Origin of the sequence: Kineobactrum salinum (assembly GCF_010669285.1) — a bacterium.
GTDB lineage: Bacteria > Pseudomonadota > Gammaproteobacteria > Pseudomonadales > Halieaceae > Kineobactrum > Kineobactrum salinum.
In genome coordinates, this window is the sequence record NZ_CP048711.1 from 2,287,929 (window position 1) to 2,312,649 (window position 24,721).

Genomic DNA, 24,721 nt, shown 5'->3' on the forward strand with positions numbered 1-24,721 from the left:
CCCCCTTGGGCGCCGGGCTTTTTTTTGCCTGTGCCAGCCACGCCTTACTCCGCAAGCCCCGAGGGGCCCGCTCCGTTTCTCTCCTCCCCTGTCTCGTCCTCATAGACGCTGTCATCCGTTAACCAGGCGTCCAGTACCCTCGTCAGCTCTTTGTGGCCGCTGTGCTTGAGCGCCGAGAACAACTGCGCAGTGATTGTCCCGCCGTGTTCCAGCAGTTGTTTTTGCACCTGCAGCAGGGTTGACCTGGCGGGGCCGTTCTTGAGCTTGTCGGCCTTGGTGAGCAGCACGTGTACCGGCATATCCGCGGCCACGGCCCAGGCCAGCATCTGGCGATCGAACTCCTGCAGCGGGCGACGCACATCCATCAACAGCACCAGGCCGCGCAGGCTTTCCCGCTGTTGCAGGTAGTGCTCCAGCTGCCGGTTCCACTCCCGCTTGATCGCCAGCGGGACCTTGGCAAAGCCATAGCCGGGCAGATCCACCAGCCGCTGGCTGTCGCTGAGCCCAAAGAAGTTGATCAACTGCGTGCGTCCCGGTGTCCTCGATGTGCGGGCAAGCTTCCTGTTCTCTGTCAAGCTATTGATAGCAGAGGACTTTCCCGCATTGGAGCGACCGGCAAAGGCGACCTCCCAGCCCACGTCCGGGGGGCACTGCGAGAATTTGCTGGCGCTGGTCAGGAACAGGGCCTTGCGATAATCGGGGCGGGCAGGGGCTGTTGGGAGCATGGAAGGGGCTTGCCTTTTTTGCGCAGAGTAAGTCGTATATAATGCCACAGCTGTGTTCACCTGTAGTTAAAAGCCCGCAGTCTGTGGGCGCTTATCCAGCGTATATCCGAGGTGTTTGATGAAAAAGCTGTTAGCGGTCAGTCTGGTCCTGTTTGCTGCTGGTGCGGTGGCGCAGCCCATGGACAAGTACAACAAGAGCTGCGCTGTCTGCCACAATGCCGGTGTCGCCGGGGCGCCGAAAACAGGTGATGCCGAGGCCTGGGCCCCGAAACTGGAAAAGGGCATGGAGGCGCTGCTGCAGTCGGTCAAGAATGGCCTCAACGCGATGCCTCCCAAGGGCATGTGCTTCGACTGCAGCGACGCTGAATATCAGGCCCTGATTACCTATATGGCAGAGCCCGCGGAATAGCGGGTTCCCCCGATCCACCCTGATCTGGAAGTAACATGAAGAAGGTCTTTATTCTCTGCGTGCTGGCGGCTATGGCGCAGTTCGCTACAGCGTCCACGCCGTTCCTCGATGGCGATGCCGCCGCAGGCGAGCAGTTGACCGCCAGCTGCGCTGCCTGCCACGGGCCCGATGGCAACAGCCCCTCCCCCACCTTTCCGAAGCTGGCGGGGCAAAGTGAGCGCTACCTGTTCAAGCAACTGCTGGATATTCGCGACGAAGCCCGGCCCGTACCCACGATGGCAGGCCAGCTGGACGGCATGAACGATCAGCAGCTGGCGGATCTGGCGGCCTTCTACGCCTCGCAACAAGGCAGTGGTAGTCAGACCGACCCGGATCTGCTGGCCCTGGGCGAGAAAGTGTACCGCGCCGGTGTCGCCGAGCGTAACGTGGCAGCGTGTATCGCCTGCCATTCGCCGACGGGTCAGGGCAACGCTCCGGCCGGCTTTCCGGCGCTGGCGGGGCAGCATCCCGAGTACATTGCCCAGCAACTGCGGATGTACCGCAAGGGCTATGAAAATCCCGAGGGACGGACCAACGACGGCGATATCCGGATCATGCGCAGCAATGCCTTCGGTCTCAGCGACATGGAAATAGAAGCAGTGGCCAGTTACGCAGCCGGACTCAGGTAGCTGCGGCGACGTGCTCGAGAAGGTGGTCCTGGCGGCCACCTTTTTTGTCGCTGACAGAACGCTATCGCCAAACCATGGTCTGACAATCAGAACAAACCGGTGGAGAATTACATGTTGAAGCGATTGATAGCAGCCTGCGCTGTTGTACTGTGGGTTCCTTTTGCCGCGTCGGCGGACGAAGAGCAGGCCTGGCAGGAAGGCACCCATTACGACCTCATCAGTCCCGCGGTCCGCACGGCCGACCCTGCCAAAGTGGAGGTGGTCGAGTTTTTCTGGTACGGCTGCGGTCACTGCTACACTTTCGAGCCGCTGGTCAGCCGCTGGAAGAAAACCTTGCCCGACGACGTTGAGTTCAAGGGTTCGCCAGCGGTCTGGAACAAGCCAATGGAATTGCATGCCACCATGTTCTACACAGCGGATGTCCTGGGGGTGAAGGACACCATGCACACGGTTCTGTTCCAGGCCATGAATGTGGATGGCAAGCGGCTCGCTTCCGAGAAGGAGATCAGGGCCGTGTTTACCGCCAATGGCGTGGCGGCGGAGGACTTCGACAAGGCCTTCAGTTCCTTCGGTGTCAGCAGCCAGGTCCGGCAGGCCAATGCCCGGGCCCGGGCGGCCAAGATCACCGGCACTCCCGAGATGATGGTCAATGGCAAATACCGCATCAGCATTCGCAAGGCCGGCAGCCAGGCCAATATGCTGAAGGTTGCGGATTACCTGATCGAACAGGAGCGCGCCAACAACGCGGCAGCTGACGCGTCCTAGCCTGGTCCTAAAGGCAATGGCACTTACTTAAGGGCTACTTTGGTGTGAGGGCGCTGCTTCCGGAGAGTGCTTTCGAGACCGTATGCGACATGGATGTCGCATCCGAGCCCCCAGGGACGGGTTTACGGCGTGTCTCGAAAGCACTCTCCGGAAGTAGTGGCCGGATTATTGGCACCCAACCGCTAATGTCAGTGCCATTCGCCCTAAAGATATTGGGGACCGGAGTCGATCCGGTCCTCCTGTCAGCTTTCCAGCCAGCGATACAGCGTGCGCCGGGTAATGCCCAGGATCTGGGCCGCCTGGCGTTTGTTGCCGCCGGTGATCGTCAGCACATGGTCGACGTAGTGCTTCTGCAATTCGTCGATGCTGGGTAGTGCGGCCGGATCTTCCGGCCAGGCCGTGAATTCCCCGGCTGCCAGCTGGGCTGAATCCGCCTCTCCGGGCACAGTGGCGGCCTTGAACTCAATAATTCGCCGGGGCAGGTGCTGGGGCTCAATCAGGGGGCCATCGCAAAAAGTGACGGCGCGCTCAATCGCATTTTCCAGCTCCCGGACATTGCCGGGGAAATTGTAGCTTTGCAGGCAGCGCAGTGCTTCATCACTGAAGCCGCGAATGCGGTGGCTGCGGCGGGCGCCAAAGCGGGCGAGGAAGAAGCTGGCCAGCTGTAGCAGATCCTCGCCGCGTTCCCGCAGCGCCGGCACCCGCAACGAGAAAGTCTCCAGCCGAAAATACAGGTCCTCCCTGAACTCGCCCTGTTCTACCGCTGCCTGCAGGTCGCGGTTGGTGGCGGCGAGAATGCGCACATCCACGTGGGTCTCCTGGTCACTGCCCACTGCCCGGATCTGGCCATCCTGCAGCACCCGCAGCAATTTTGCCTGCAGCGCGCCGGGCATTTCCCCCAGCTCATCAAGCAACAGGGTGCCGCCGTTGGCCTGCTGGAACAGGCCGGCGCGGCGACTGCGAGCGCCGGTAAATGCTCCGGACACATGGCCGAAAAACTCGCTTTCCATCAATTCCCCGGGAATGCCCCCGCAGTTTACCGCCAGGAAAGATCCCGCGCTGCGCGAACTCTCTTCGTGGATGGCCCGGGCAACCAGCTCCTTGCCGGTGCCGCTCTCACCCAGAATCAGTACCGGTCCCTCGGCGAGGGCGACCCGCCTGACCTGGTCAAACAGATTTGCCATGGGCGGGCTGGAAGCCACCATGCCGTGGAATGTTTGTTCCGCCAGCAGACTGCGGTAGACATTGACCTCTTGATAAAGACGGCGGTTTTCAAGCAGCCGCTGTACGGTCAGCAGTAGATGATCGACATCCAGCGGCTTGGTGATAAAATCATCGGCCCCTGCCTGCAGCGCCGCTACCGCCTGCCGCACTGTGCCGAAAGCGGTGATGATCAACAGCGCCGGCCGGGGTGTCAGCGGCTGCAGGTGCTGCAGCAGTGACAAACCGTCAGCGCCGGGCAGGCGCAGGTCGCTGAGCACCAGAGCGGGGGCCTGCTGCTGCAGTTGGCTGACGGCGGCTTCCGCGCTCTCCACCGCGGTAACCGGATAGCCCTCGGCCTCCAGTTCCTCGCGCAACAGTTCGCGCAAGCTGAAATCGTCCTCCACCAGCAGAATACGGTCTTCACTCATCCGCTGCCGCCTCCATCGTATCTGCCCGCGGCAGATGCAGTATCACCTCGCAACCGCCCCCAGGCCGGTTGCCCAGCTGCATCTTGCCGCCGTATTCTCCGAGAATGCTGCGGGTAATGGCCAGTCCCAGACCGGTGCCTTCGCCGGAGGTTTTGGTGGTAAAGAAAGGCTCCAGTAATTGAGCCAGATCCACATCCGGCAGGCCCGGCCCGTCGTCGATGATGGTGATGGTCACGTCCTGCTGTCGTGGTTCGGCGCAGACTTCCACCCTGGACCGGGCTGCCTGCACGGCATTGCGAACCACATTGAGCAGCGCCAGTTGCAGGCGGTGCTCGTTGCCCCTGACGGGAGGTATTGTTTCCTCCACTTGCAGCGTGACAGTGGGGCCCCCTCCTCGTGTTCCGCGGCGATGATGCCGGCCATGCTCTGTAGCAGCGGTTCGACCGGGACCTGGTCAATACGCTCGGCAGCTGGCCGGGAGTACTCCAGCAGGTTACGCACCGTGGCCGCCAGATGCTGGATCTGACGACGGATGTCGCTCAGCTCCCGGAGGCTGTCGGGGCTGCTGCCATGATATTTTTCCAGACGTCGCGCGCGACCATCGATCACACTCAGCGGGGCGCCCAGCTCGTGGGCAAAGCCCCGGGTCACACGTCCTATTGCGGCCATCTTTTCGCTGTCCTTGAGTTGCAGCAGCAGGCGCTGCTCTTCTTCGCGCTGGTGCCGCAAGGCTTCGTCCGAACGCTGGATTCCATCCAGCATGCTGTTAAGACCCCGCGCCATCGCCGCCACTTCACTGGGCCCGTCAGTGCGGATACGGTGGTCCAAAGACCCCTGCTCCACTTTCGCCATATCCTCCAGCAGGCCACCGACGTGACGGCCTATGCCGCGGTAGTGGCCGATCAGAACGGTGCTGGTGATGGCAACTGCAAGCAGGAACCACAGTCCCCATGCAAGCCAGGTAAGGTGGGACAGGGCATCGGTGAAGTCGTCGTGCCGGCGGGTGATCTGAATAAATCCCTTGGTCTGGCCCGTTTCGTCAAACAGGGGCAGGAAGTGGGAAAAAACCTGACGCCCTTCGACTTCTCCGTATTCCTCCCGCATTTCTCCGGAAGCGGCCAGTTGCTGCGGTATGGTGCTGTGGGTCAGGTCGCCGCCGGCGGTCCCGGCGGCGGCAACCCTGCGGCCGTCGACATCAAAGACCGAGGCGCTGTAAACCTTGCCGATGGTAAATACCGATGCCAGAGCCTTTTCCAGGGTTTCGGTATTCCCCGCCGCCAGGGCGTCGGCGACCGGGATCTGAATCGCCCGCGCAATCAACTCCAGGTCCCCCTTGAGCAGATTTTCCTGAAAGCGGTTGGCCTGTTCGAAACCGATCCGGATGGATAGTGCCGCTACCACGATCAGGGGCAGCGCCACGAACAACAGCAAGGTGCGCTGCAGGCCACCGAGAAAGCCGGTGAAGCGGGCCAGCAGACTGGTCTGGGTGGTCATAATTGAACACCAATTGGATACATGGGTAATAAGTATACATGTATTTCGCGGTCCTGCATCCTGCCTGAGTCCTCGAGCCGCCCCTCTCTTTTCCAATCTATAGCTTTAAAAACAAGAGCTTATATCCAATATCGGGTAATTTTTGATTTCTGGCACGAACATTGACTGTTTATCCGTGCAATACCTGCAATGACATCCAAAGGAGTACATTATGCGAAAATCAATGAAAGCACTGTCCGCAGCCGCCACCTCACTGCTGCTGCTGTTGGGTGCGCCCGCTGTGCTGGCACAGGATGCTCCGCCCCCGCAGACGGAGCAGATCGAAGTAACGGATTCCAAGCTGGCACTCTATGTCCAGGCGGCCACCAAGATCACCGAACTGCGCGATCAGTTCCAGCAGAAAATGGCTGAGGCGGATTCCCCCGAACAGGCCCAGAGCCTGCAAGAAGAGGCCTCTACCGAAATGATCGGTGCGGTAGAGTCTTTTGGCATGACAGTTGAAGAGTACAACCAGATTGCCTACGCACTGCAGTCCGATCCCGAGCTGCGCGAGCGGCTGGAGAAGCTCCAGAACAGCTGAGGTAGTCAGTTCCCCCCTGATCCTCAGTAATGTTGGGCCCGGTTATCCCCCGGGCCTTTTTTATGTGGGGCACGCCCAAATGGCACTTACTTTCGGGTTTGGGACTTCGTAGCCCGGTCGACATCCTGGGAGGGTGCTTTCGAGACACGCCGTGAACCCCTCCATGGGGGCTCGGTTGCAGCATCCATGCTGCAAACGGTCTCGAAAGCACCCTCCCAGGACGCCGACCTCCCCACGGAGTGAGCTAAAGTAAGTGCCATTTGGGCGCGCCCCGTATTCGGTTCAGATTTCCAGCCAGGAAGGCACCGGCAGGCCCTTGTTCTGCAAGAACACCGGATTGAATAATTTGCTCTGGTAGCGATTACCGTAGTCGCACAGGATGGTGACAATCGTATGGTCCGGGCCCAGCTGCTCCGCCAGCCGCACCGCGCCGGCCATGTTGATTGCTGTGGACCCGCCCAGGCACAGGCCCTCGTGCTGTAGCAGGTCGAACAGGTAGGGCAAGGCCTCCTCATCGCTGATGCTGAACGCCGTGTCCACCTTCGCCTTGGCGACATTGCCAGTGATGTGATTGATGCCGATACCCTCGACGATGGAGCTGCCTGTACTGGGCTCCACCCGGCCGTTGCTGAAATAGCTGTATAGCGAGGCACCCAGCGGGTCTGCGATACCGATGACGATGCGGTCGTTGTGGGCCTTGAGCGCGGTCGAGACCCCCGCCAGGGTGCCGCCGGTGCCGACGGCGCAGATGAAGCCGTCCACCTTGCCCCCGGTCTGGGTCCAGATCTCCTCGCCGGTGGTGTCCCGGTGGATGGCCATGTTGGCCGGATTGTCGAACTGGCCTGCCCAGATTGCGCCCCCGGGCTCGGAGTTGGCGTACTTCTCCGCGAGACGCCGGGAAGTGTGGATATAGTGGCCCTGCTCGTTGTAGGAGGCGGCGGGTACCAGGTGCAGGTCGGCGCCCAGCAATTCCAGAGTATCGATCTTTTCCTTGCTCTGGCTGATCGGCATCACCACGCTGCTCTTGTAGCCCAGCGCATTTGCCAGCAAGGTCAGGCCAATGCCGGTATTGCCCGCCGTGCCCTCTACTATGCGTCCGCCGGGTCTGAGTTCGCCCGAGGTCTCGGCGGCGCGGATGATGCCCAGCGCGGTGCGGTCCTTGACCGAGCCACCCGGGTTCAGGAATTCAGCCTTGCCGAGGATGCGGCAGCCAGTTCGCTCGGAAAGCTGGCGCAGATACAACAGCGGGGTATTGCCGATAAGCTGGGTGACATCGGTGGCGTAGTGCACGGCTGGACTCCTTTCTGACTGGCCCGATTATGTCACAGGCCGCTGCCGCCGGTCAGTTGCCACTGGTACTGCAACAACCCGCAACTACTGAAACATGAAAGCGCGTCTTCGCAGCCATAGTGACGTTGCAATCCCAACCAGCCCTGGCTGCGGCTTGCGTCTTGCCATGGAAGCGGAGTGCCATTCGGTTCAGACCTCGGTGTCGTTGCCAATATGGTCAAGTGGGAGGGCGGTATGCTGCACCACACGGCGCAGTTCGAAGCTGGAGTGAACGCCAGTCACGCCGGGGATCCGGGTCAGCTTCCCCAGCAGGAAGCGCTCGTAGTATTGCATGTCGGGGACCACGGCACACAGCAGATAGTCGGCGCTCTGGCCGGTAACGACGGAACAGCCCATCACCTCCGGAAAAGCGCTGACCTGGGTTTCAAAGGCATCGAAACGATCCGGTGTATGGCGATCCATGCTGATGCCGATCCAGGCCGTCAATTTGAGCCCCAGGCGCGACTGGTCGAGCAGGGTTGCTGTGCCGCGGATCAGGCCGGAGTCCTCCAGTCGTTTTACCCGTCGGGCACAGGGTGTCGGCGACAGGCCGATGCGGTCGGCAAGCTCAAGATTGCTGATGCGGGCATTCCGCTGCAGGATCTCGAGGATGCGCCGGTCGGTGCGGTCAAGTTTCATTGGAGCGTTCTCCTGCGAATGACGAACTGATAATAGTCAATGTCACCCCAAATTTACTTGAAATGCGATTTATTCACCACATATTTGGCGTCAGATGTGGATATTTGCAGTAATTCCCTCATCTGCTGCCGTTATACTGTGGTTTCGGCTGGGCAATAACAGCTGTTGCTGTGGATGCGGCGCACCAACCTCGCGCCCGCAACCTCGACAGACCCCACGAGGGCAGGTTGAAGGGGCCCACAATCCCGATACCCGGCAGCTGCGCAGCCACCTTGAAACGACTGTGGACAATAGCATTCAGAGGACCAGGCCATGAGCCCGTTCGACCATCGCAAGTACCAATCCTTCGCACCTGTCCGGATGCCCTCCCGCCGCTGGCCGGACCGCCAGCTGGAACGGGCCCCGATCTGGTGCAGCGTCGATCTGCGCGATGGCAACCAGGCCCTGATCGAGCCGATGACGAGCCGCCAGAAATCGCGGCTCTGGGACCAGCTGGTGAAAATCGGCTTAAAGGAAATCGAGGTCGGCTTTCCCTCTGCTTCCGGCCACGACTACAACTTTGTCCGCGATCTGATCGACAACGATCGCATTCCAGCCGATGTGACGGTGCAGGTGCTGACCCAGGCGCGGCCGGACCTGATTGAAAAGACCTTTGAAGCCCTGCGCGGTGTCCGGCGCGCGATTGTCCATGTCTACAACTCCACTTCCACGGTCCAGCGCGAGCAGGTGTTCGGTCTGGAGCGGGCCGGTATCGTGGATATCGCTGTGCGCGGCGCGCAGCTGGTCAAGGAATGCGCCGCCCGCTATCCGGAAACGGAGTGGGTATTCGAATATTCTCCCGAGAGTTTTACCGGCACGGAGCTGGATTTTGCAGTCGAGATCTGCAACGCCGTGACCGCAGTATGGCAGCCCACGCCGCAGCGTCCGGCCATTATCAACCTGCCGGCCACGGTGGAAATGAGTACGCCCAATGTCTACGCCGACCAGATCGAGTGGTTCTGTGACCGGATCGAGCGCCGTGATTCCCTGCTGATTTCCCTGCATACTCACAATGACCGCGGTTGTGCTGTGGCTGCGGCCGAGTTGGGAGTGCTGGCCGGCGCCGACCGGGTCGAAGGCACCTTGATGGGCAACGGCGAGCGCACCGGCAACATGGATATCGTCACGATGGCGATGAATCTGTACAGCCAGGGCATCGACCCTGAACTGCAGCTGGGACACATGGATGAAATCATCCAGACCGTGAAAGAGTGCACCCGGCTGCCGGTGCACCCGCGCCATCCCTATGCCGGCGAACTGGTGTTCACCGCCTTCTCCGGCAGTCATCAGGACGCGATCAAGAAGTGCCTGGCAAAGCGGGATCCCCGCGAGCCGTGGCAGGTCGCCTACCTGCCGATCGATCCGGCCGATATCGGCCGCTCCTACCAGGAAGTGATCCGCATCAACAGCCAGTCGGGCAAGGGCGGCATCGCCTATGTCATGGAACGGGATTACGGCTACGAGTTGCCGCGCTGGTTGCAGATCGATTTCAGCGCTGCCGTGCAAATCCACGCGGAGGCGCAGGAAACAGAGGTGTCCCCGGAGGCGATCTATCAGTTGTTTGAGCGTACCTACCTGACCGGCGAGCGGCGCTGGCAGCTGGGTGACTACCAGGTCAAACGCGCCGATCAGGTGGACCAGTTGCAGGCCGAATTGCTCGACGGCTCCACCCGACACGCCCTGACCGGCAGTGGCAACGGCGTGGTGGCCTCCTTTGTCGACGCCATGCAGCGCTTCACCGGCAAGCAGGTCGTGCTGGTGGAATACAGCGAGCACGCGCTGAGCCACAGCGCCGAGGCTGAGGCGGTGTGCTATATCCAGCTGAATATAGAGGGCGAGCGCTACTGTGGCGTCGGCCGCAGCCCCGATATCATCGAGGCCTCACTGGCCGGCATTCTCGGTGCGATCAACAAGGCCGCGGAGCAAGACCAGCTCGCGGCCTAACTCCCTTAAATGAATGACACTTGTTTTAGCTCACGCTGGTGGCAGGTCGACATTCTGGGAGGGTGCTTTCGAGACCGTATGCGACATGGATGTCGCATCCGAGCCCCCATGGACGGGTTCACGGCGTGTCTCGAAAGCACCCTCCCAGAATGTCGACCGGGCTACGGAGCCCTAGTATGGGTGACGGCGGAAATACTCCTTCGCCGCCGCCTTCACCCGCGGCGCCAGGATAATCGTCGAAATCATGGTCGGGATAGCCATCAGGCCATAGGAGCCAGAGACCAGGTTGAACACAACCTCGATGCTCACGCTGGCACCAAACACCACCGCCAGCACAAAAAACCAGCGGTAGTGGCGTTGTAACTGCGCCCCGAACAGAAAGCCGAAGCATTTGGCGCCGTAGTACCACATCGTGAACATTGTCGTACTGGCCAGGATCAGGGTAATGAAGGTTAGCAGGCCCACGCCAACCATACCCATATCCTGACGAAAGGCATTGGCGGTCAGGGTGATGCCGGACAGGATGCCCGGCTCCTGCCAGGTGCCCGCCAACAGAATGACCAGCGCGGTACAGGTGCAGACGATCAGGGTATCCGCAACCGGCCCGATCATTGCCACCAGGCCCTCGCGGATTGGCTCGCTGGTGCGTGCGGCGCCGTGGGCCATCACCTCGGTGCCTACCCCCGCCTCATTGGAAAATACCCCGCGGCTGATGCCGATCAGGATGACGCCCAGCAATCCGCCGCCGACCGCCTGGGGGTTGAAGGCATTGCTGAAAATACTGCCCAGCAGCGCCGGCACTTCGGTGGCGTGCAAGGCCAGCAGGTAGAGGGTCATGCCGAGGTAGGTGACCACCATTACCGGCAGCAGCGCAACCGCGACTTTTGCTACCCGGGGCAGGCCGCCGAAGATAACAATGGCTACCAGTACTGCCATGCCGCAGCCGATAAGAAAACTGGTCAACAGAGGGTCACTGTCCGCGAACAGGCTTTCCCGCATCAGCGCGGTCAGCTGGTTGGCCTGGAATATGGGCAATGTTCCCACCAGCCCTGCCACTGAAAACATCACCGCCAGTGGGTAGAAGGAGCGGGGCAGGGCTTCCCGGATAATGTACATGGGTCCACCCTGCAGTTGCCCGGCGCTGTCTTTGCCCCGATACATGACGCCCAGGGTGCAGGTGAAAAACTTGGTCGCTATGCCGAAGATGGCCGAGATCCACATCCAGAAGACGGCCCCCGGGCCACCGGCGACAATCGCCAGCGCCACGCCGGAGATATTGCCCAGTCCCATGGTGCCGGACAGCGCAGCGGCAAGGGCCTGGGCATGGCTCAACTCGCCGGGCTCGTCCGGCGTATCATGACGGCCAAGCATGATGCCCAGGCCATGGCCGAAATGGCGGTAGGGGAGGAAGCGTGAGTAGAGCGCAAAAAACAGCCCCCCTCCCATCAGCAACAGCACCAGCGGGGTACCCCAGACTGCGTTTACGAACGTCTCGGTAAGCTGTTGCAGCTGCTCCATGATCCGGGGCCCCCAATGGATAAATCTGCGAGCATAGCACAGCGGAATGCTACAATTTTCCCATGAATGTCCGTCTTGTCGCCCTGCTGGCCGTCGCGTTGCCTTTTTTCGGCGTCCACCTGACCTGGCTGGTGGCGGCTTCGCAGGGGCTGGTGGAATGGTGCAACCCGTATATCGACAGTTGCACGTCGATCAGCGCCACCGGCCGCAAGCCGCCCGCCAGCTACCTGTTCCGCGCCACCATGCTGCCGGCGGCGGCGGTGCTGGCTGCCTACTGGTGGTGCAACTACGCCTGGTTGCACTCGCTGGCCGGAGCAGAGACTACCGTCAGCCGCCGTCCGCTGCGCTGGATGCTTGGACTGGGTCTGGCGGCCAGCATCGGCCTGATCCTGTATGTCACCGTATTGGGTGAGGCCGGCGACGTCTGGCGGGCCCAGCGACGGGCGGGCACGGTGCTGTTTTTTTCCTTCACGTTCATTGCCCAGTTGTTGCTGAGCGCCGAACTGCGGCGCCTGGCACCGCAGCTACCTGCCTGTCAGGCACTGGCGAGATCGATGTGGTATTTGTGTTGTATCCTGTTGGCATTGGGCATACTGACCGTGGTCCTGCAGGCCTGGTACCACGCATACTACGATAGTGTGGAGGATGCCTTCGAATGGATTCTGAGCCTGCTGTTGCAGGCCAACTTCCTGCTGGGCTATTTTTGCTGGCGCCGGACTGGCTGGCAGCTTCAGGTGGTTCATCGCGCTGTGGCTGCGCCGCGCACAGACACACGTACAGACAGGAATCAGACATGAGCACAGCAGAACCCGGGCTGGCAGACATCCAGGCCGCCCGCGAACGCATCGCCCCCCATGTGCATGTGACACCGATATGTCGCAGCGCCCTGCTGGATGCCCACTGCGGCGCGAGGGTGGCGTTCAAATGCGAAAACCTGCAGAAGGCGGGTGCTTTCAAGGCGCGCGGTGCCAACAATGCGGTTTTCAGTCTGGTGGAGGCCGATGCCCGCCGCGGAGTTGCCACGCACTCCTCGGGCAACCACGGCGCCGCCCTCGCCCAGGCTGCCCGCGGACGGGATATTGCTGCGCACATCGTGATGCCCGCCAGTGCGCCGGCGGTGAAGAAGCAGGCGGTGGCAGCCTACGGTGGCCATATCATCGAGTGCGCGCCCACCCTGGCGGCCAGGGAGGCTGCCCTGGCCCAGCTGGTGGCCGCGACGGGCGCTCACGTGGTGCACCCTTTTACTGACCCTCGAGTCATTGCGGGCCAGGGCACGGTGGCGCTGGAAATTCTGGAGCAGGTGCCCGACCTCGACGTGGTTGTGGTGCCGGTGGGCGGCGGCGGTCTGTTGGCGGGAGTGGCGATCGCGATCAAAAGCCTGCGGCCGAGCGTGGAGGTGGTGGCGGCGGAACCGGCCGGTGCCGACGACGCGTTCCGCTCCTTTGGACTGGGCGAGCTGCAACCCCAGAATGCGCCAGATACCATAGCCGACGGGCTGCTGGCCGGCCTGGGAGAGCTCAACTTTGCGCTGATCCAACGCCATGTGGACACCATTCTTACCGTCACGGATGACAATATCGTCGCCGCCATGCGGCTGCAGTGGAGCCGGCTGAAGACGGTGGTCGAGCCCTCGGGAGCTGTCAGTTTCGCCGCGCTGCTGGAACACCCCGAGCGCTTCCGCGGACGCAACGTGGTGGCTGTAATCAGCGGTGGCAATCTCGACCCCGACGGCCTGCCCTGGTGAGCGCCGCTTTTGCCACTGACGGGCTGGACTATCCGTGAGTGACCGGCCCTGGCTTCGTGTGCGGGTGCTGGCGGCCTGCCTGTTGCTGGTGTTGCTGGCCGGTTGCAGCAGCACCAAGTTTTTCTATAACCGGCTGGATTTCTTTCTGCCCTGGTATCTGGGTGACTATGTCGAGTTGGAGCGCGAACAGGAGGACTACCTCAAGCAAGAGTTGCTGCCGCCATTTCTGCACTGGCACCGCAGCGAGGAATTGCCGCGGTATGTGGCACTGCTGGATGAAGTTCTCGCCAGCCTGGACCGGGAAGTGACTACCGCGCAACTGGATGACTTCACCGGGAGCGCGGAGCAGGCACTGGACCGGCTGCAGACGCGTGCACTGGATTGGATGCTGGCGCTGGGCCGTACCCTGGACGAAGACCAGCTGGCGGGGTTTCACGAGGCACTGTTGGAACAGCAGGCGGAATTCGAAGAGGAATATCTGGAACGCAGTGACGAGGAGTTCCGGGACGACGCCTGTGAACGCGTCGAGGATCGTGCCCGCAAATATCTGGGGCGCCTGCAGCGGGAGCAAAAAGCGCAGTTGGCATCCGCCTGCGGCCAGTTGCGTCGCTCGGATCAGCTGTGGCTGGATGAGCGCGCCCAGTGGCTGCAGCGGTTGCGGGATTTGCTGCAGCGCGAATCCGGCTGGGAACAGGAGCTGCGGGAGGCCGTGGCGCAACGCGGCAATACCGTATCGGACAGTTACCGTGCGGTCTACGATTACAACTTCCGCACGCTGCAACGGGCGGTGGCAGAGCTGCTCAACAGTCGCACGCAGCGCCAGGACAGTCATTTGCGCCGCGAGCTGAACAAATTGCGGCGGGACCTGCGGCAGCTGTCCGAGGCCACCTGAGACCGCACCAAAGAGCAGCCGGCTGCGGTGAGTCCCCTCGCCTTCCCCGGGGTGGGGCACGGAAAATTTGGCGTCTTCACAGCGGCGGGGTCAGTGCCCCATACTGTTGGTCCGCAATCTCTCATTACAGGAGTCGCCAGCCGATGGCCAACTCATTGCAGGACCAATTGCTCAAGGCCGGGCTGGTCGATGCCAGCACCGTCAAGGGCGTCAACAAGGCGAAGAAGAAAAAGGCCAGGCAGCAGCGCGGCCAGGGCATAGAGGCAGTGGATGAGACCCGGGAAGCCGTGCTGCGGGCGCAGCGCGAGCAGGCCGAGCGCGATCGCCAGCTGAATGCCGAACGCAACCGGCAGGCGCAGGACCGGGCCATCGTCGCCCAGATCAGGCAGCTGATTACCAGTAGCCGGATACCCCGCGGCAACGGCCAGGTAGCCTACAACTTTAGCGATGGCAGCAAGATCAAGAAGATGTTCGTCACCGCAGCCATCCAGGACCAGCTTGCCAACGGCCGGCTGGCGATTGTGCGCCTGGATGACAGTTATGAACTGGTGCCGATGGTGGTTGCCGACAAGATCCGGCAGCGCGATGAAAGCTATGTGATCGTCAGCCAGCAGCCGCAGGCCAGCGTCGACCAAGCCGAGGACCCTTACGCCGACTACAAGATCCCCGACGACCTGATGTGGTAGTCAGGCATCGGCTTTGCTCCGTTCTCGCCTGTAGCTGGCGTGCAGCAATGCAATGCCGGCCAGCGCAAGCAGGGCGCACACCGTCAGCGCCAGCGGGAAGCCGACCACGTCTGCTGCCGCTCCCAGCAACAGTGCGCCCACCGCCGGCGTGCCCATCGCGACCACGGCCCACAGGCTCAGCACCCGGCCCCGGTATGCCTCTGGCACTGTCAATTGGGTTAGCGCCTGGCATCCTATGCCGTTCATGGTCGTCGCCATGCTCAGGTACAGCACCAGGGCGCCCAGGGTAGCGAGATTGTCCGCCCAGAAAACCGGCAGCAACACCAGCGCCATACTGGTCAGGCTCAGCATCACCAGCCGCAGCAGCCGCGACTCGCTGCCGCGGTAGCGGGCCAGAATCAGTCCCCCGAGTACAGAGCCCACCCCCGCCAGCGCGGTCAGGATTGCCAGCGTGCGGGCGTCGCCCGCCAGTATCTTGCCCGACAGCGCCGGCAGCAGTTCCAGCGCTGTGCGGCCCACCAGGCCGCCGACCATGGTATAGGTCAGCAGCAGTCTGATGCCCGGGTCCCGGCTGGCGAACCGCAGTCCCTGCCGCAGCTGAACGGCCAGCGAATCGTCATTGGGCGCAGCGCCCGATGAGCTGAGCCTCACCATCAGCAGCGGCACCAGCCCGGCAGTCAAAAGCGCAGCGGCCACGAGAAAGGTGTTGCCGGTAGAGCTGTGGGTGAGTAGCCAGCCACCGAGAGCCGGTCCCAGGATACGGGAGCTGTTGAACACCATGGCGGAAATGCCGATGGCCTCGGGCAGAGCCTGCCGGGAGATCAGCCTCGGCAGCAGCGCCAACCGCATCGGCTGGTGGGCAGCGCTCGCCGCGCCCAGCAGGCAGGCCAGGGTCAACAGCCAGGCGAGGGAAAACAGACCCAGGAAGTGGGCGCCGGCCGCGATTGCCGCGATGAAGGCCTGGCTGCTCACCGTCAGCAGCAGGCCATTGCGCGGGTTTACCCGGTCGGAGACCACCCCGAAAATCGGCGTCAGTACAAAGCTGGGCAGCAGCATCAGGCCGCTGACCACACCGACCCACAGCGCGGACTGGGTCAGTTCCCAGGCGCCCCAGCCAAACAGGAAGCGCAGCACCCAGCCGCCCAGGGTATTCAGACAGCTGGCCAGAAAATAACGGCGAAACAGCGGTTCCGACAGCGCTGAACGATGCTGCGGGGCCGTCACCTAGTCGAGCAGGGACAAGTCCCGCACCGCGCCGCGGTCGGCACTGGTGACCATGCGGGCATAGGCCTTCAGAGCGGTGCTGACCTTGCGCGGCCGCGCGGCCGCAGGCTGCCAGCCCTGCCGTCCTTTCGCGTCCATCGCCTCGCGCCGGGCCGCCAGCTGTTCAGTGCTCAGCACCACATTGATACTGCGTGCGGGAATATCGATGTCGATGATATCGCCCTGCTCGATCAGGCCAATCGCGCCACCGGCGGCCGCTTCCGGGGACACATGGCCAATCGACAGGCCCGAGGTGCCGCCGGAGAAGCGCCCGTCAGTGAGCAGCGCGCAGGCCTTGCCCAGTCCCTTCGACTTCAGGTAACTGGTGGGATACAGCATTTCCTGCATGCCGGGGCCGCCGCGCGGTCCCTCGTAGCGGATGATCACCACATCGCCGGGCTTCACCCTGCCTTCGAGAATGTCCGCCACCGCGCCTTCCTGGCTCTCGCAGATAAATGCCGGCCCCGAAAACTTGAGGATGCTTTCGTCCACGCCGGAGGTTTTCACCACACAGCCGTCCTCGGCAATATTGCCGTACAGCACCGCCAGGCCGCCCTCTGTGGAGAAGGCGTGGGCGAGATTGCGAATGCAGCCTTCCTCCCGGTCCATATCCAGACTGGGCCAGCGGGTAGCCTGGCTAAAGGCGGTCTGGGTGGGAATGCCGGCCGGGCCGGCCTTGAAGAAGGTGTGCACCGTCTCGTCCCGGGTGCGCACGATATCCCACTGCTCCAGCGCGGCTTCCATGCTGGGACTGTGCACAGTGGGGCAGTCGCGGTGCAGCAATCCGGCGCGGTCCAGCTCCCCGAGAATGGCCATTATGCCCCCGGCACGGTGAACGTCCTCCATGTGGTACAGCGGCGTGTTGGGCGCCACTTTACACAGCTGCGGAACCTTGCGCGATAACCGGTCGATATCCTTGAGAGTAAAATCCAGCTCCGCCTCCTGGGCGGCGGCCAACAGGTGCAGGATGGTATTGGTGGAGCCGCCCATCGCAATATCCAGACTCATCGCGTTCTCGAAGGCCTGGAAACCGGCAACATTGCGTGGCAGCACCCGCTCGTCGTCCTGCTCGTAATAGCGCTTGCACAGTTCCACCACCACCCGCCCCGCGCGCAGGAACAGCTGCTCGCGGTCGGCGTGGGTCGCCAGTGTGGAGCCGTTGCCGGGCAGGCTCAGGCCCAGCGCCTCGGTCAGGCAGTTCATCGAGTTGGCGGTAAACATGCCCGAGCAGGAACCGCAGGTGGGACAGGCAGAGCGCTCATACTCCGCGACTTTCTCATCGGTGGCTTCGCTGTCGGCGGCAATGACCATCGCATCCACCAGGTCCAGCTTGTGCTCGGACAGTTTGGTCTTGCCCGCCTCCATCGGCCCGCCGGAGACGAACACCACCGGAATATTCAGGCGCATCGCGGCGTTGAGCATGCCGGGCGTGATCTTGTCGCAGTTGGAGATACACACCATCGCATCGGCGCAGTGGGCGTTGACCATGTACTCCACCGAGTCCGAGATGATGTCCCGCGACGGCAGGCTATAGAGCATGCCGTCGTGGCCCATCGCGATACCGTCGTCCACGGCGATGGTATTGAATTCCTTGGCGACGCCGCCGGCCGCCTCGATCTCCCGCGCCACCAGCTGACCCATGTCCTTGAGATGGACGTGGCCGGGCACGAACTGGGTGAAGGAATTCACCACCGCGACAATCGGCTTGCCGAAGTCGTCATCGCCCATGCCCGTGGCGCGCCACAGGGCGCGGGCACCGGCCATGTTGCGGCCATGGGTGGAGGTCTTGGAACGGTATGCGGGCATAGGGGCCTACCTGGAATTACTGGGCTGTGAAACAGATCTTAACGAACCCGGTAGGATAGCAAAAAACCTGCCACGACGCGCGGTTATCCCCTAACAGGTTGCTGAAAAACTCCCTCGAATGAGGGAAAATAGCGCAATCGCAGGTTGGAGACCAAACAATGCGCGGTGATTACCAGGAAGGCGGTGACTTGTTCAGTTATGTTTCGCTGGAACAGCGCATTCCCAAGCGCCACCCGATCCGCAAGATGCGTAAACTGGTCGATGAAGCGTTGACCAACCTGGACTCTATTTTTAATGAGATCTACGCAGACTGCGGCCGGCCGTCCATCCCGCCTGAGCGTCTGATCCGCGCTTCCTTGTTGCAGGTGTTCTATTCGATTCGCAGTGAGCGGCAGTTGATGGAGCAGTTGGACTACAACCTGATGTTTCGCTGGTTCGTTGGCTTGAGTGTTGACGATCCCGTGTGGAACCCCTCGACCTTTTCCAAGAATCGGGATCGACTGGCGCAGGCCGACATCGGGCGCCGCCTTTTCGAAGAAATCGTCGAGATGGCCCGCCGACGTAGTCTCACGTCCAACGACCATTTCAGCGTTGATGGCACTTTGATAGCTGCCTGGGCGTCTCACAAGAGTGTTCGCCGCAAGGATGGCTCGGACGATGACAACCCTGATGGCGTCGGCCGCAATGCGGGCCGCAACTTCCATGGCGAGAAGCGCAGCAACAAGACCCATGCCTCGCGCACGGATCCCGAGGCTCTGCTTGCGTCCAAGGGCCAGGGTATGGGAGCGCGCCCCAGCTACACCGGACACACCCTGATGGAGAACCGCAATGGCCTGCTGGTCAATGCCGATCTTACCTCGGCCACTGGCACTGCCGAGCGCGATGCAGCGATCGACATGGCGACGGTATTGAAAAGTGGCGCAACACTGGGAGCTGACAAAGGGTACGACACACGGGAGTTTGTCGACGTGTTGAGATTTCTGGATGTTACCCCGCACGTTGCCCAAAACCTGAAGCGTGCAGGCGGGTCTGCGATTGACGGTAGAACGACCCGTCATCTGGGCTACGAAATCAGCCAACGGGTGCGCAAACGGGTGGAGGAACCTTTTGGCTGGGCCAAGCAGATCGGCGGGCTCAGGCAGACAAAGTTCAGAGGTCTGACTCGGGTAAGACAGGACTTCCTGAGGGTGATGGCTGCCTACAATCTCATACGTATCAGAAATCTGCTGCCCGAGGCGGCGTGGTGAGGGGATACGGGGAATCGATAGCGCCCATGAGCGGCTTATGGAGGCGATAGAGGCTATGAAGGACCTTGTCACAGCGGAAATCGGCCCCGAATCCCCAATCCGGTGAAGTTGCCACGAATCCGACTCGCCGTTGACCAAACTTGGGACACGGAACGACGAGGAAGTTGAGTGCGTCAAAATCATGCCTTTTTCAGCAGCCTGCTAAGGCTCGGTGGCGCGATCCCATTCGTCTACTCCAAGGCTAGAGGCATCGACCGGGGTGTGCTGTTCAAGACCGTATGCGACATGGATGTCGCATCCGAGCCCCCATGGAGGGGTTCACGGCGTGTCTTGAACAGCACACCCCGGTTGATGTCTCGGCGGTCGAAGTCCCAGCCGCTGACAATCTGCTACTCGTGGCCAAGCCGATTGGGTGCCAACAATCCGGTCACTACTTCCGGAGAGTACTTTCGAGACACGCCGTAAACCCTTCCCTGGGGGCTCGGATGCGACATCCATGTCGCATACGGTCTCGAAAGTACTCTCCGGAAGCAGCACCCTCACATCGAGCGAGGCCATAAATAAGTGCCATTCTACAAACACCCTAAAACACCCTACGCTACGTCGCCAGGGTTTTGAAAAACACCTTGGAGTTGCGTTGCAGGTTGTACAGGTCCTGCTTCTTGCGAGGCAGGTCGTCGCGGCTGCGTTCCTCGAAGCCCTGTTCCACAAACCAGTGCGCGGTCTGCGTGGTGAGCACGAACACCCGGTCCAGGCCCTGTGCGCGCGCTTCCTGCTCCAGCTCGTACAGCAGCCGCTGGCCGCGCTGTCCGCCGCGGTAGTCTGGATGCGACACGATACAGGCCAGCTCGCCGCAGCCTTCCCCGGGGAACGGGTACAGGGCCGCGCAGGCAATGATGCGGCCGTCCCGTTCCAGCACCCGGAACTGGCGAATCTCGGTTTCAAGCAACTCCCGGGAACGCTTCACCAGCACGCCCTCGCGTTCCAGCGGCTCGATCAATTCCAGAATGCCGCCCACGTCGTCGATGCTGGCACTGCGCGACTGTTCGAAGTCGTCCTTCGCGATCAGCGTGCCACTGCCGTCGTGGGTAAACAGTTCCTCGAGCAGCGAGCAATCGCCCCGATGGCTGATGATGTGGCAGCGTGGCACACCCGCCATGCAGGCGCGTCTGGCGGTGGCCAACAGCCGCGCCTGCTCGGGGTCGGTGATTGTCAGCCCGGTCAGCGCGCCCACCGCCACCTGGCGCAGCAGGCTGCCGTCCGGCGCTGCGATACCCGGCGCGGCGCCAAACAGCAGCAGTTTGTCTGCACCGATGCTGGCGGCGCAGTGCACGGCGATATCTTCCAGCGCGAGGTTGAATATCTCGCCTGTGGGCGAGTATCCCAAGGGCGACAGCAGCACGATGGAGCCCGCCGCCAGCTGTTGCTGGATGCCGGCGGTATCGATACGGCGCACCCGCCCGGTGTGCTGGAAATCGACACCATTGACGACCCCCAGGGGCCGGGCAGTGACGAAATTGCCGGAACAGACCCGCATCCGCGCGCCCTGCATGGGTGAATTGGGCAGGCCCATGGAGAGCAGCGCCTCCAGCTGGGCGCGCTGGGTCCCCACTGCATCCGCCACGTGGGGCATGGCCGCAGTATCGGTGATGCGCATGTCTTCGTGGTAGTCGCTGGGAATGCCTGCGTGCTCCAGGCGCTCGTCGATCTGGGGCCGGGCACCGTGCACCAGTACCAGGCGTACGCCGAGACTGTGAAGTAGCGCCATGTCGTGCAGAATGGTCGCCAGGTTGGCGTCGACCGCGGCCTCGCCGCCCAGCATCAGCACGAAGGTGCGCCCGCGGTGGGCGTTGATATAGGGCGCGGTATTCCTGAACCAGCGGATATGGTCCCGGTTGGGGGTGCTCACGTTAGCATTTCCAAAATGGGTGGCAACAAAGAGACAAGATTACCGAAAGGTGGCGTTCCGCACTAATGCAATTTTGCACAGAACCGGGCCGCTACAGGCAGTAGTGGGCAATGCATTGCTGCAGCAGATCGATGCATGGCTGTATCTGGTCCATTTCCAGGTATTCGTCCGGCTGGTGGGCGCGGTCTATGGAGCCGGGCCCCATCACGATGGTTTCCATGCCCAGGGCCTGTAAAAAGGGAGCCTCGGTGGCAAAACCCACTACTCCGGCGCTGTGGCCGGTGAGTTGTTCGGCCAGCCTTAGCAATTCGCTGTCGGCCGGCTGCTCGAACGGGGGTACCGGGTCCACCAGCGGGCACAATTCGAGCCCGGCGCCAAATGGAGCAGCTACCGCCAGCAGCCGTTGTTCCAACTCCTCGCGGACCCCGGCATTGGCTGCCGCTGGCGTGAGGCGCAGATCGAAATGCAGTTCACTGCCGCCGCAGATCCGGTTGGGGCTGTCGCCGCCGTGAAGACAACCCAGGTTCAGCGTCGGGAAGGCTACCTCGAATGCAGTATTGCTGTAGCGTGCGGCCAGCTGCTGGCGAAAGTCCATCAACTCGGACATGACGCCGTGCATCACGTCCAGCGCATTGATGCCCAGCGACGGGTTCGAGGAGTGCCCGGCCCGGCCGGTGACGCGGACCGCTTCCATCATGATGCCCTTGTGCATGCGCACCGGTCGCAGTGAGGTGGGCTCGCCGATGATTGCCGCCCGGGCCCGCGGCCTGCCGGCGGCCGCCAGCGCCCGGGCGCCATTCATCGAGCTTTCTTCATCTGCGGTGGCCAGCACAATCAACGGTTGTTGCAGCGGTTTGCCGACGAACAGGCGCGCCGCGGCGAGCACCAGCGGGAAAAAGCCCTTCATGTCGGTGCTGCCAAGCCCGTACAGACGCTGATCCCGCTCGGTCAGGCGCAGCGGGTCCGAACGCCAGCGGCCCTCGTCGAAGGGTACGGTGTCGGTGTGTCCGGCCAGCACCAGGCCGCCGGGGCCGCTGCCCAGGGTGGCAATCAGGTTGGCCTTGCGGCCATCATCGGAGAGATTGATGATCTCGGCTGCGAAGCCCAGCTCGGTCAGCCATTGCGCCAGCAGCTCCACCACGGCGCGATTGCCCTGATCCCAGGACGGATCGGTGGAGCTGACCGACGGACTGCCCACCAGCTCCCGCAATTGCTGGATGATCTGCTTTGGGTGCTGGGACATGTTTTTGCCGCCTGGCGCATGGTGGATCAGCGATTGTTGCAGCTACGTTAGCCGCGCGCGGGGGTGGAGTCAATCGAGTTCCCTGCAGCGGCCCGGCAGCGACAGCCCTGCCGCAAACCGCCCGCCCGGGGTCGCAGCAGTGGTTCAGCTGAACATGCCCTTGAACATGAAGAAAAACATGATCGCCAGCCCGGCGCCGGCCGGCAGGGTCACGAGCCAGGACAGGAAGATATGGCCGATGGTGCGCAGGTTCAGTGCCGCGATACCGCGGGCGAAGCCCACTCCCAGCACGGCACCCACCAGGGTATGGGTAGTGGACACGGGCAAACCGGTGCCAGAGGCCAACACCACGGTGGATGCCGCGCCCAGTTCGGCGGCGAAGCCGCGGCTGGGAGTCAGCTCGGTGATCTTGCGGCCCACGGTCATGATCACTTTCCAGCCATAGGTGACCAGGCCGACGACGATGCCCAGCGCGCCCACCAGCAGGATCCACCAGGGCATTACTGCCTGCGCGGCGATCAAGCCGCCCGACTGCACGGTATTGACGATTGCCGCCAGCGGTCCCACCGCATTGGCCACGTCGTTGGAACCGTGGGCGAAGGCCATCGCACAGGCGGTGAAGACCATCAGGATGGCGAACACGCGTTCCACATTGGCGAAGCGGTGTTCCTGGTTGGGCAGCTCCTTCACCCGCCGCAGCAGCAGTGAACCGAGAGCTGCAACCACCAATCCGATCAGTGCCGAGACGGGCAGCGCGTTGGCAAACTTGCTGCCCAGTCCCAGATCCATATCGACGCCGATATGCTTCAGGCCCTTGAGCAGTGTTACCATGGAGATCATGAAGCCGACCATCCACATATAGTAGGGGATGTATTTCTTGGCGCGGGCGAACGGGTCCTCGGTGTCCAGGATCAGTTTCTTGACGCTGATGAACAGGCCGAAGGAGATACTGCCCGCCAGCAGTGGCGAGACGATCCAGCTGGCGGCGATGGTGCCGACCTTTTCCCAATGCACGGCATCGACGCCGATGCCGACTGCGGCAAAGCCGACGATCGCGCCGATAATGGAGTGGGTGGTGGACACCGGCCAGCCCTTGAAGCTGGCGATCATCAGCCAGGTGCCCGCGGCGAGCAGCGCCGACAGCATTCCGTAGACCAGCAGTTCCGGTGAATCCTGCATGGAATCGGCGTCGATGATGCCCTTGCGGATGGTCGCGGTGACTTCGCCGCCGGCCAAATAGGCTCCCAGAAACTCGAAGACCACAGCCACCAGGATGGCCTGGCGGATGGTCAGCGCACGCGAGCCGACCGAGGTGCCCATGGCATTGGCCACATCGTTGGCGCCCACACCCCAGGCCATGAAAAAGCCGAACACACAGGCGAGGATCAGCAGGATGCCGCCGTACTCGGAAATTATCTCCATCAGCTGATCCTACTTTGCCATCAGGATTTGCAGGCGGTGGCCGACCCGCTCGGCCGAATCGGCCAGCGAGGCGAACAGCTCGATTACCTTGTAATAGAACATCACGTCCACGGCGTAGAGCTTGCGTTCCACCCGGAACAGCCGCGCCCGCAGAGCCTGGGACTGCTTGTCGGTGCGGCCCTCCAGCTTGTCCAGTTCCTTTATCAAGCCTTCGACACGGGTCACCTCGCGTCCGCTGAATCCCACCTCCAGCAGCTCGTCCAGTTCGCGAATGGCAACCAGAGCCTGCTCACAGGTGGCGGTGCAGGACATCACGAATTCGACCAGCCGCCGCTGCAGTTTTTCAGGAAACTGCATTTCCCTTCCCAGCATCAGCCCGGCCACGTCCTTCGCGGTATTGGCGACGTGATCCTGGATTGTCACCAGCTCCAGCAGATCGGTGCGTGGCACCGGCAGGAACAAGCTGTTGGGGAGGTGGCGCCGCACGGAACGCTTGAGCTTGTCTGCTTCCCGTTCGGCCTCGCTGATACGGTCGAAAATCCCGCTGGCCGCCGCCCAGTCATCGCGGTGCGCTGCCTCCAGGAAGGCGGGCAGCAGCTGGGCCGCATCGTTGGCCACCTTCATGTGTTCCTGAATCGGGCCGATGGGCGACCTGCCGAACAGATTGCTGAGGGGGTTGGATCCGGCCATGGTGTACTCCGTGGTTGCTGGCGCGAAGTATAGGGGCTGGGCAGCCGTCTGTCACACCGCGGACCGGTTCTTCGTCCC

23 protein-coding genes are annotated in these 24,721 nt (G+C 62.3%); 10 read left to right on the forward strand and 13 right to left on the reverse strand.

Annotated features, from left to right (window positions below; genetic code table 11):
• Positions 1-44: 44 nt before the first annotated feature.
• The gene (gene yihA, locus G3T16_RS09895; protein ID WP_163495076.1) at positions 45-725 is read right to left on the reverse strand and encodes a ribosome biogenesis GTP-binding protein YihA/YsxC; all 681 of its coding nucleotides are present in this window, start codon (positions 723-725) and stop codon (positions 45-47) included.
• A 118-nt stretch (positions 726-843) separates the two neighbouring features.
• On the opposite strand from yihA, the gene G3T16_RS09900 reads away from it, so the two are divergent.
• The 3 genes from G3T16_RS09900 to G3T16_RS09910 all read left to right on the forward strand — a co-directional run bounded on the left by G3T16_RS09900 (position 844) and on the right by G3T16_RS09910 (position 2,567).
• A complete protein-coding gene (locus G3T16_RS09900; protein ID WP_163495077.1) occupies positions 844-1,134 on the forward strand; it encodes a c-type cytochrome in 291 nt (96 codons plus the stop codon).
• A 35-nt stretch (positions 1,135-1,169) separates the two neighbouring features.
• Positions 1,170-1,802 (forward strand): c-type cytochrome, encoded by a 633-nt coding sequence (locus G3T16_RS09905; RefSeq protein WP_163495078.1) that lies wholly within the window; start codon positions 1,170-1,172, stop codon positions 1,800-1,802.
• Between the two features lie 111 nt (positions 1,803-1,913).
• The gene (locus G3T16_RS09910) at positions 1,914-2,567 is read left to right on the forward strand and encodes a thiol:disulfide interchange protein DsbA/DsbL (RefSeq protein WP_163495079.1); all 654 of its coding nucleotides are present in this window, start codon (positions 1,914-1,916) and stop codon (positions 2,565-2,567) included.
• A 242-nt stretch (positions 2,568-2,809) separates the two neighbouring features.
• Here the strand turns inward: G3T16_RS09910 and G3T16_RS09915 are convergent, their stop codons facing one another.
• Genes G3T16_RS09915 through G3T16_RS09925 form a run of 3 tightly spaced genes read right to left on the reverse strand, consistent with a single transcriptional unit; the run spans position 2,810 to position 5,692 of the window.
• Entirely contained in the window at positions 2,810-4,198 is a 1,389-nt protein-coding gene (locus G3T16_RS09915) for a sigma-54-dependent transcriptional regulator (RefSeq protein ID WP_163495080.1), read from the reverse strand.
• Complete coding sequence (locus tag G3T16_RS09920) at positions 4,191-4,502, reverse strand: ATP-binding protein (RefSeq protein ID WP_163495081.1); 312 nt, start codon at positions 4,500-4,502, stop codon at positions 4,191-4,193. Before G3T16_RS09920 ends, G3T16_RS09915 begins: the two co-directional genes overlap by 8 nt.
• Positions 4,430-5,692 carry a histidine kinase dimerization/phospho-acceptor domain-containing protein gene (locus G3T16_RS09925; protein ID WP_163495082.1) on the reverse strand — a complete coding sequence of 421 codons (1,263 nt, stop codon included), beginning with the start codon at positions 5,690-5,692 and terminating at the stop codon, positions 4,430-4,432. Before G3T16_RS09925 ends, G3T16_RS09920 begins: the two co-directional genes overlap by 73 nt.
• Before the next feature lie 211 nt (positions 5,693-5,903).
• On the opposite strand from G3T16_RS09925, the gene G3T16_RS09930 reads away from it, so the two are divergent.
• Positions 5,904-6,272 carry a DUF4168 domain-containing protein gene (locus tag G3T16_RS09930; protein ID WP_163495083.1) on the forward strand — a complete coding sequence of 123 codons (369 nt, stop codon included), beginning with the start codon at positions 5,904-5,906 and terminating at the stop codon, positions 6,270-6,272.
• 282 nt (positions 6,273-6,554) lie between these two features.
• On the opposite strand, the gene G3T16_RS09935 is transcribed toward G3T16_RS09930, so the two are convergent.
• Together G3T16_RS09935 and G3T16_RS09940 are read right to left on the reverse strand one after the other, a co-directional pair.
• Complete coding sequence (locus tag G3T16_RS09935; RefSeq protein WP_163495084.1) at positions 6,555-7,562, reverse strand: cysteine synthase A; 1,008 nt, start codon at positions 7,560-7,562, stop codon at positions 6,555-6,557.
• Positions 7,563-7,751: 189 nt separating this feature from the next.
• Complete coding sequence (locus tag G3T16_RS09940) at positions 7,752-8,240, reverse strand: Lrp/AsnC family transcriptional regulator (protein WP_163495085.1); 489 nt, start codon at positions 8,238-8,240, stop codon at positions 7,752-7,754.
• 312 nt (positions 8,241-8,552) lie between these two features.
• Between G3T16_RS09940 and leuA the strand changes: the two genes are divergently transcribed.
• A complete protein-coding gene (leuA, locus tag G3T16_RS09945) occupies positions 8,553-10,223 on the forward strand; it encodes a 2-isopropylmalate synthase (protein ID WP_163495086.1) in 1,671 nt (556 codons plus the stop codon).
• Positions 10,224-10,394: 171 nt separating this feature from the next.
• Here leuA and G3T16_RS09950 read toward each other — a convergent pair whose 3' ends face one another.
• Positions 10,395-11,741 (reverse strand): alanine/glycine:cation symporter family protein, encoded by a 1,347-nt coding sequence (locus tag G3T16_RS09950; protein WP_163495087.1) that lies wholly within the window; start codon positions 11,739-11,741, stop codon positions 10,395-10,397.
• A gap of 62 nt (positions 11,742-11,803) precedes the next feature.
• On the opposite strand from G3T16_RS09950, the gene G3T16_RS09955 reads away from it, so the two are divergent.
• From G3T16_RS09955 to G3T16_RS09970, 4 genes are all read left to right on the forward strand, one after another.
• Complete coding sequence (locus G3T16_RS09955; RefSeq protein WP_163495088.1) at positions 11,804-12,538, forward strand: Frag1/DRAM/Sfk1 family protein; 735 nt, start codon at positions 11,804-11,806, stop codon at positions 12,536-12,538.
• Positions 12,535-13,485: a pyridoxal-phosphate dependent enzyme gene (locus G3T16_RS09960; RefSeq protein WP_163495089.1), complete on the forward strand. Its 951-nt coding sequence runs from the start codon at positions 12,535-12,537 to the stop codon at positions 13,483-13,485. Before G3T16_RS09955 ends, G3T16_RS09960 begins: the two co-directional genes overlap by 4 nt.
• Positions 13,486-13,519: 34 nt before the next feature.
• A complete protein-coding gene (locus G3T16_RS09965) occupies positions 13,520-14,377 on the forward strand; it encodes a DUF6279 family lipoprotein (RefSeq protein WP_163495090.1) in 858 nt (285 codons plus the stop codon).
• Between the two features lie 143 nt (positions 14,378-14,520).
• On the forward strand, positions 14,521-15,063 hold the full coding sequence (locus G3T16_RS09970; protein ID WP_163495091.1) for a DUF2058 domain-containing protein: 543 nt from the start codon (positions 14,521-14,523) through the stop codon (positions 15,061-15,063).
• Here G3T16_RS09970 and G3T16_RS09975 read toward each other — a convergent pair whose 3' ends face one another.
• Positions 15,064-16,287 (reverse strand): MFS transporter, encoded by a 1,224-nt coding sequence (locus G3T16_RS09975; protein WP_163495092.1) that lies wholly within the window; start codon positions 16,285-16,287, stop codon positions 15,064-15,066. It abuts the gene before it with no gap.
• Entirely contained in the window at positions 16,288-18,132 is a 1,845-nt protein-coding gene (gene ilvD, locus G3T16_RS09980; RefSeq protein ID WP_163495093.1) for a dihydroxy-acid dehydratase, read from the reverse strand.
• A 158-nt stretch (positions 18,133-18,290) separates the two neighbouring features.
• Here ilvD and G3T16_RS09985 point away from each other — a divergent pair, with 158 nt between their 5' ends.
• Entirely contained in the window at positions 18,291-19,379 is a 1,089-nt protein-coding gene (locus tag G3T16_RS09985; RefSeq protein ID WP_163493605.1) for an IS5 family transposase, read from the forward strand.
• Positions 19,380-19,977: 598 nt separating this feature from the next.
• Here the strand turns inward: G3T16_RS09985 and argA are convergent.
• The 4 genes from argA to G3T16_RS10005 form a co-directional block, all read right to left on the reverse strand.
• The gene (gene argA, locus G3T16_RS09990) at positions 19,978-21,288 is read right to left on the reverse strand and encodes an amino-acid N-acetyltransferase (RefSeq protein ID WP_163495094.1); all 1,311 of its coding nucleotides are present in this window, start codon (positions 21,286-21,288) and stop codon (positions 19,978-19,980) included.
• A gap of 91 nt (positions 21,289-21,379) precedes the next feature.
• The gene (argE, locus tag G3T16_RS09995) at positions 21,380-22,531 is read right to left on the reverse strand and encodes an acetylornithine deacetylase (RefSeq protein WP_163495095.1); all 1,152 of its coding nucleotides are present in this window, start codon (positions 22,529-22,531) and stop codon (positions 21,380-21,382) included.
• 144 nt (positions 22,532-22,675) lie between these two features.
• On the reverse strand, positions 22,676-23,953 hold the full coding sequence (locus G3T16_RS10000) for an inorganic phosphate transporter (protein ID WP_163495096.1): 1,278 nt from the start codon (positions 23,951-23,953) through the stop codon (positions 22,676-22,678).
• A 9-nt stretch (positions 23,954-23,962) separates the two neighbouring features.
• Entirely contained in the window at positions 23,963-24,643 is a 681-nt protein-coding gene (locus G3T16_RS10005) for a TIGR00153 family protein (protein ID WP_163495097.1), read from the reverse strand.
• Between the last annotated feature and the right edge of the window lie 78 nt (positions 24,644-24,721).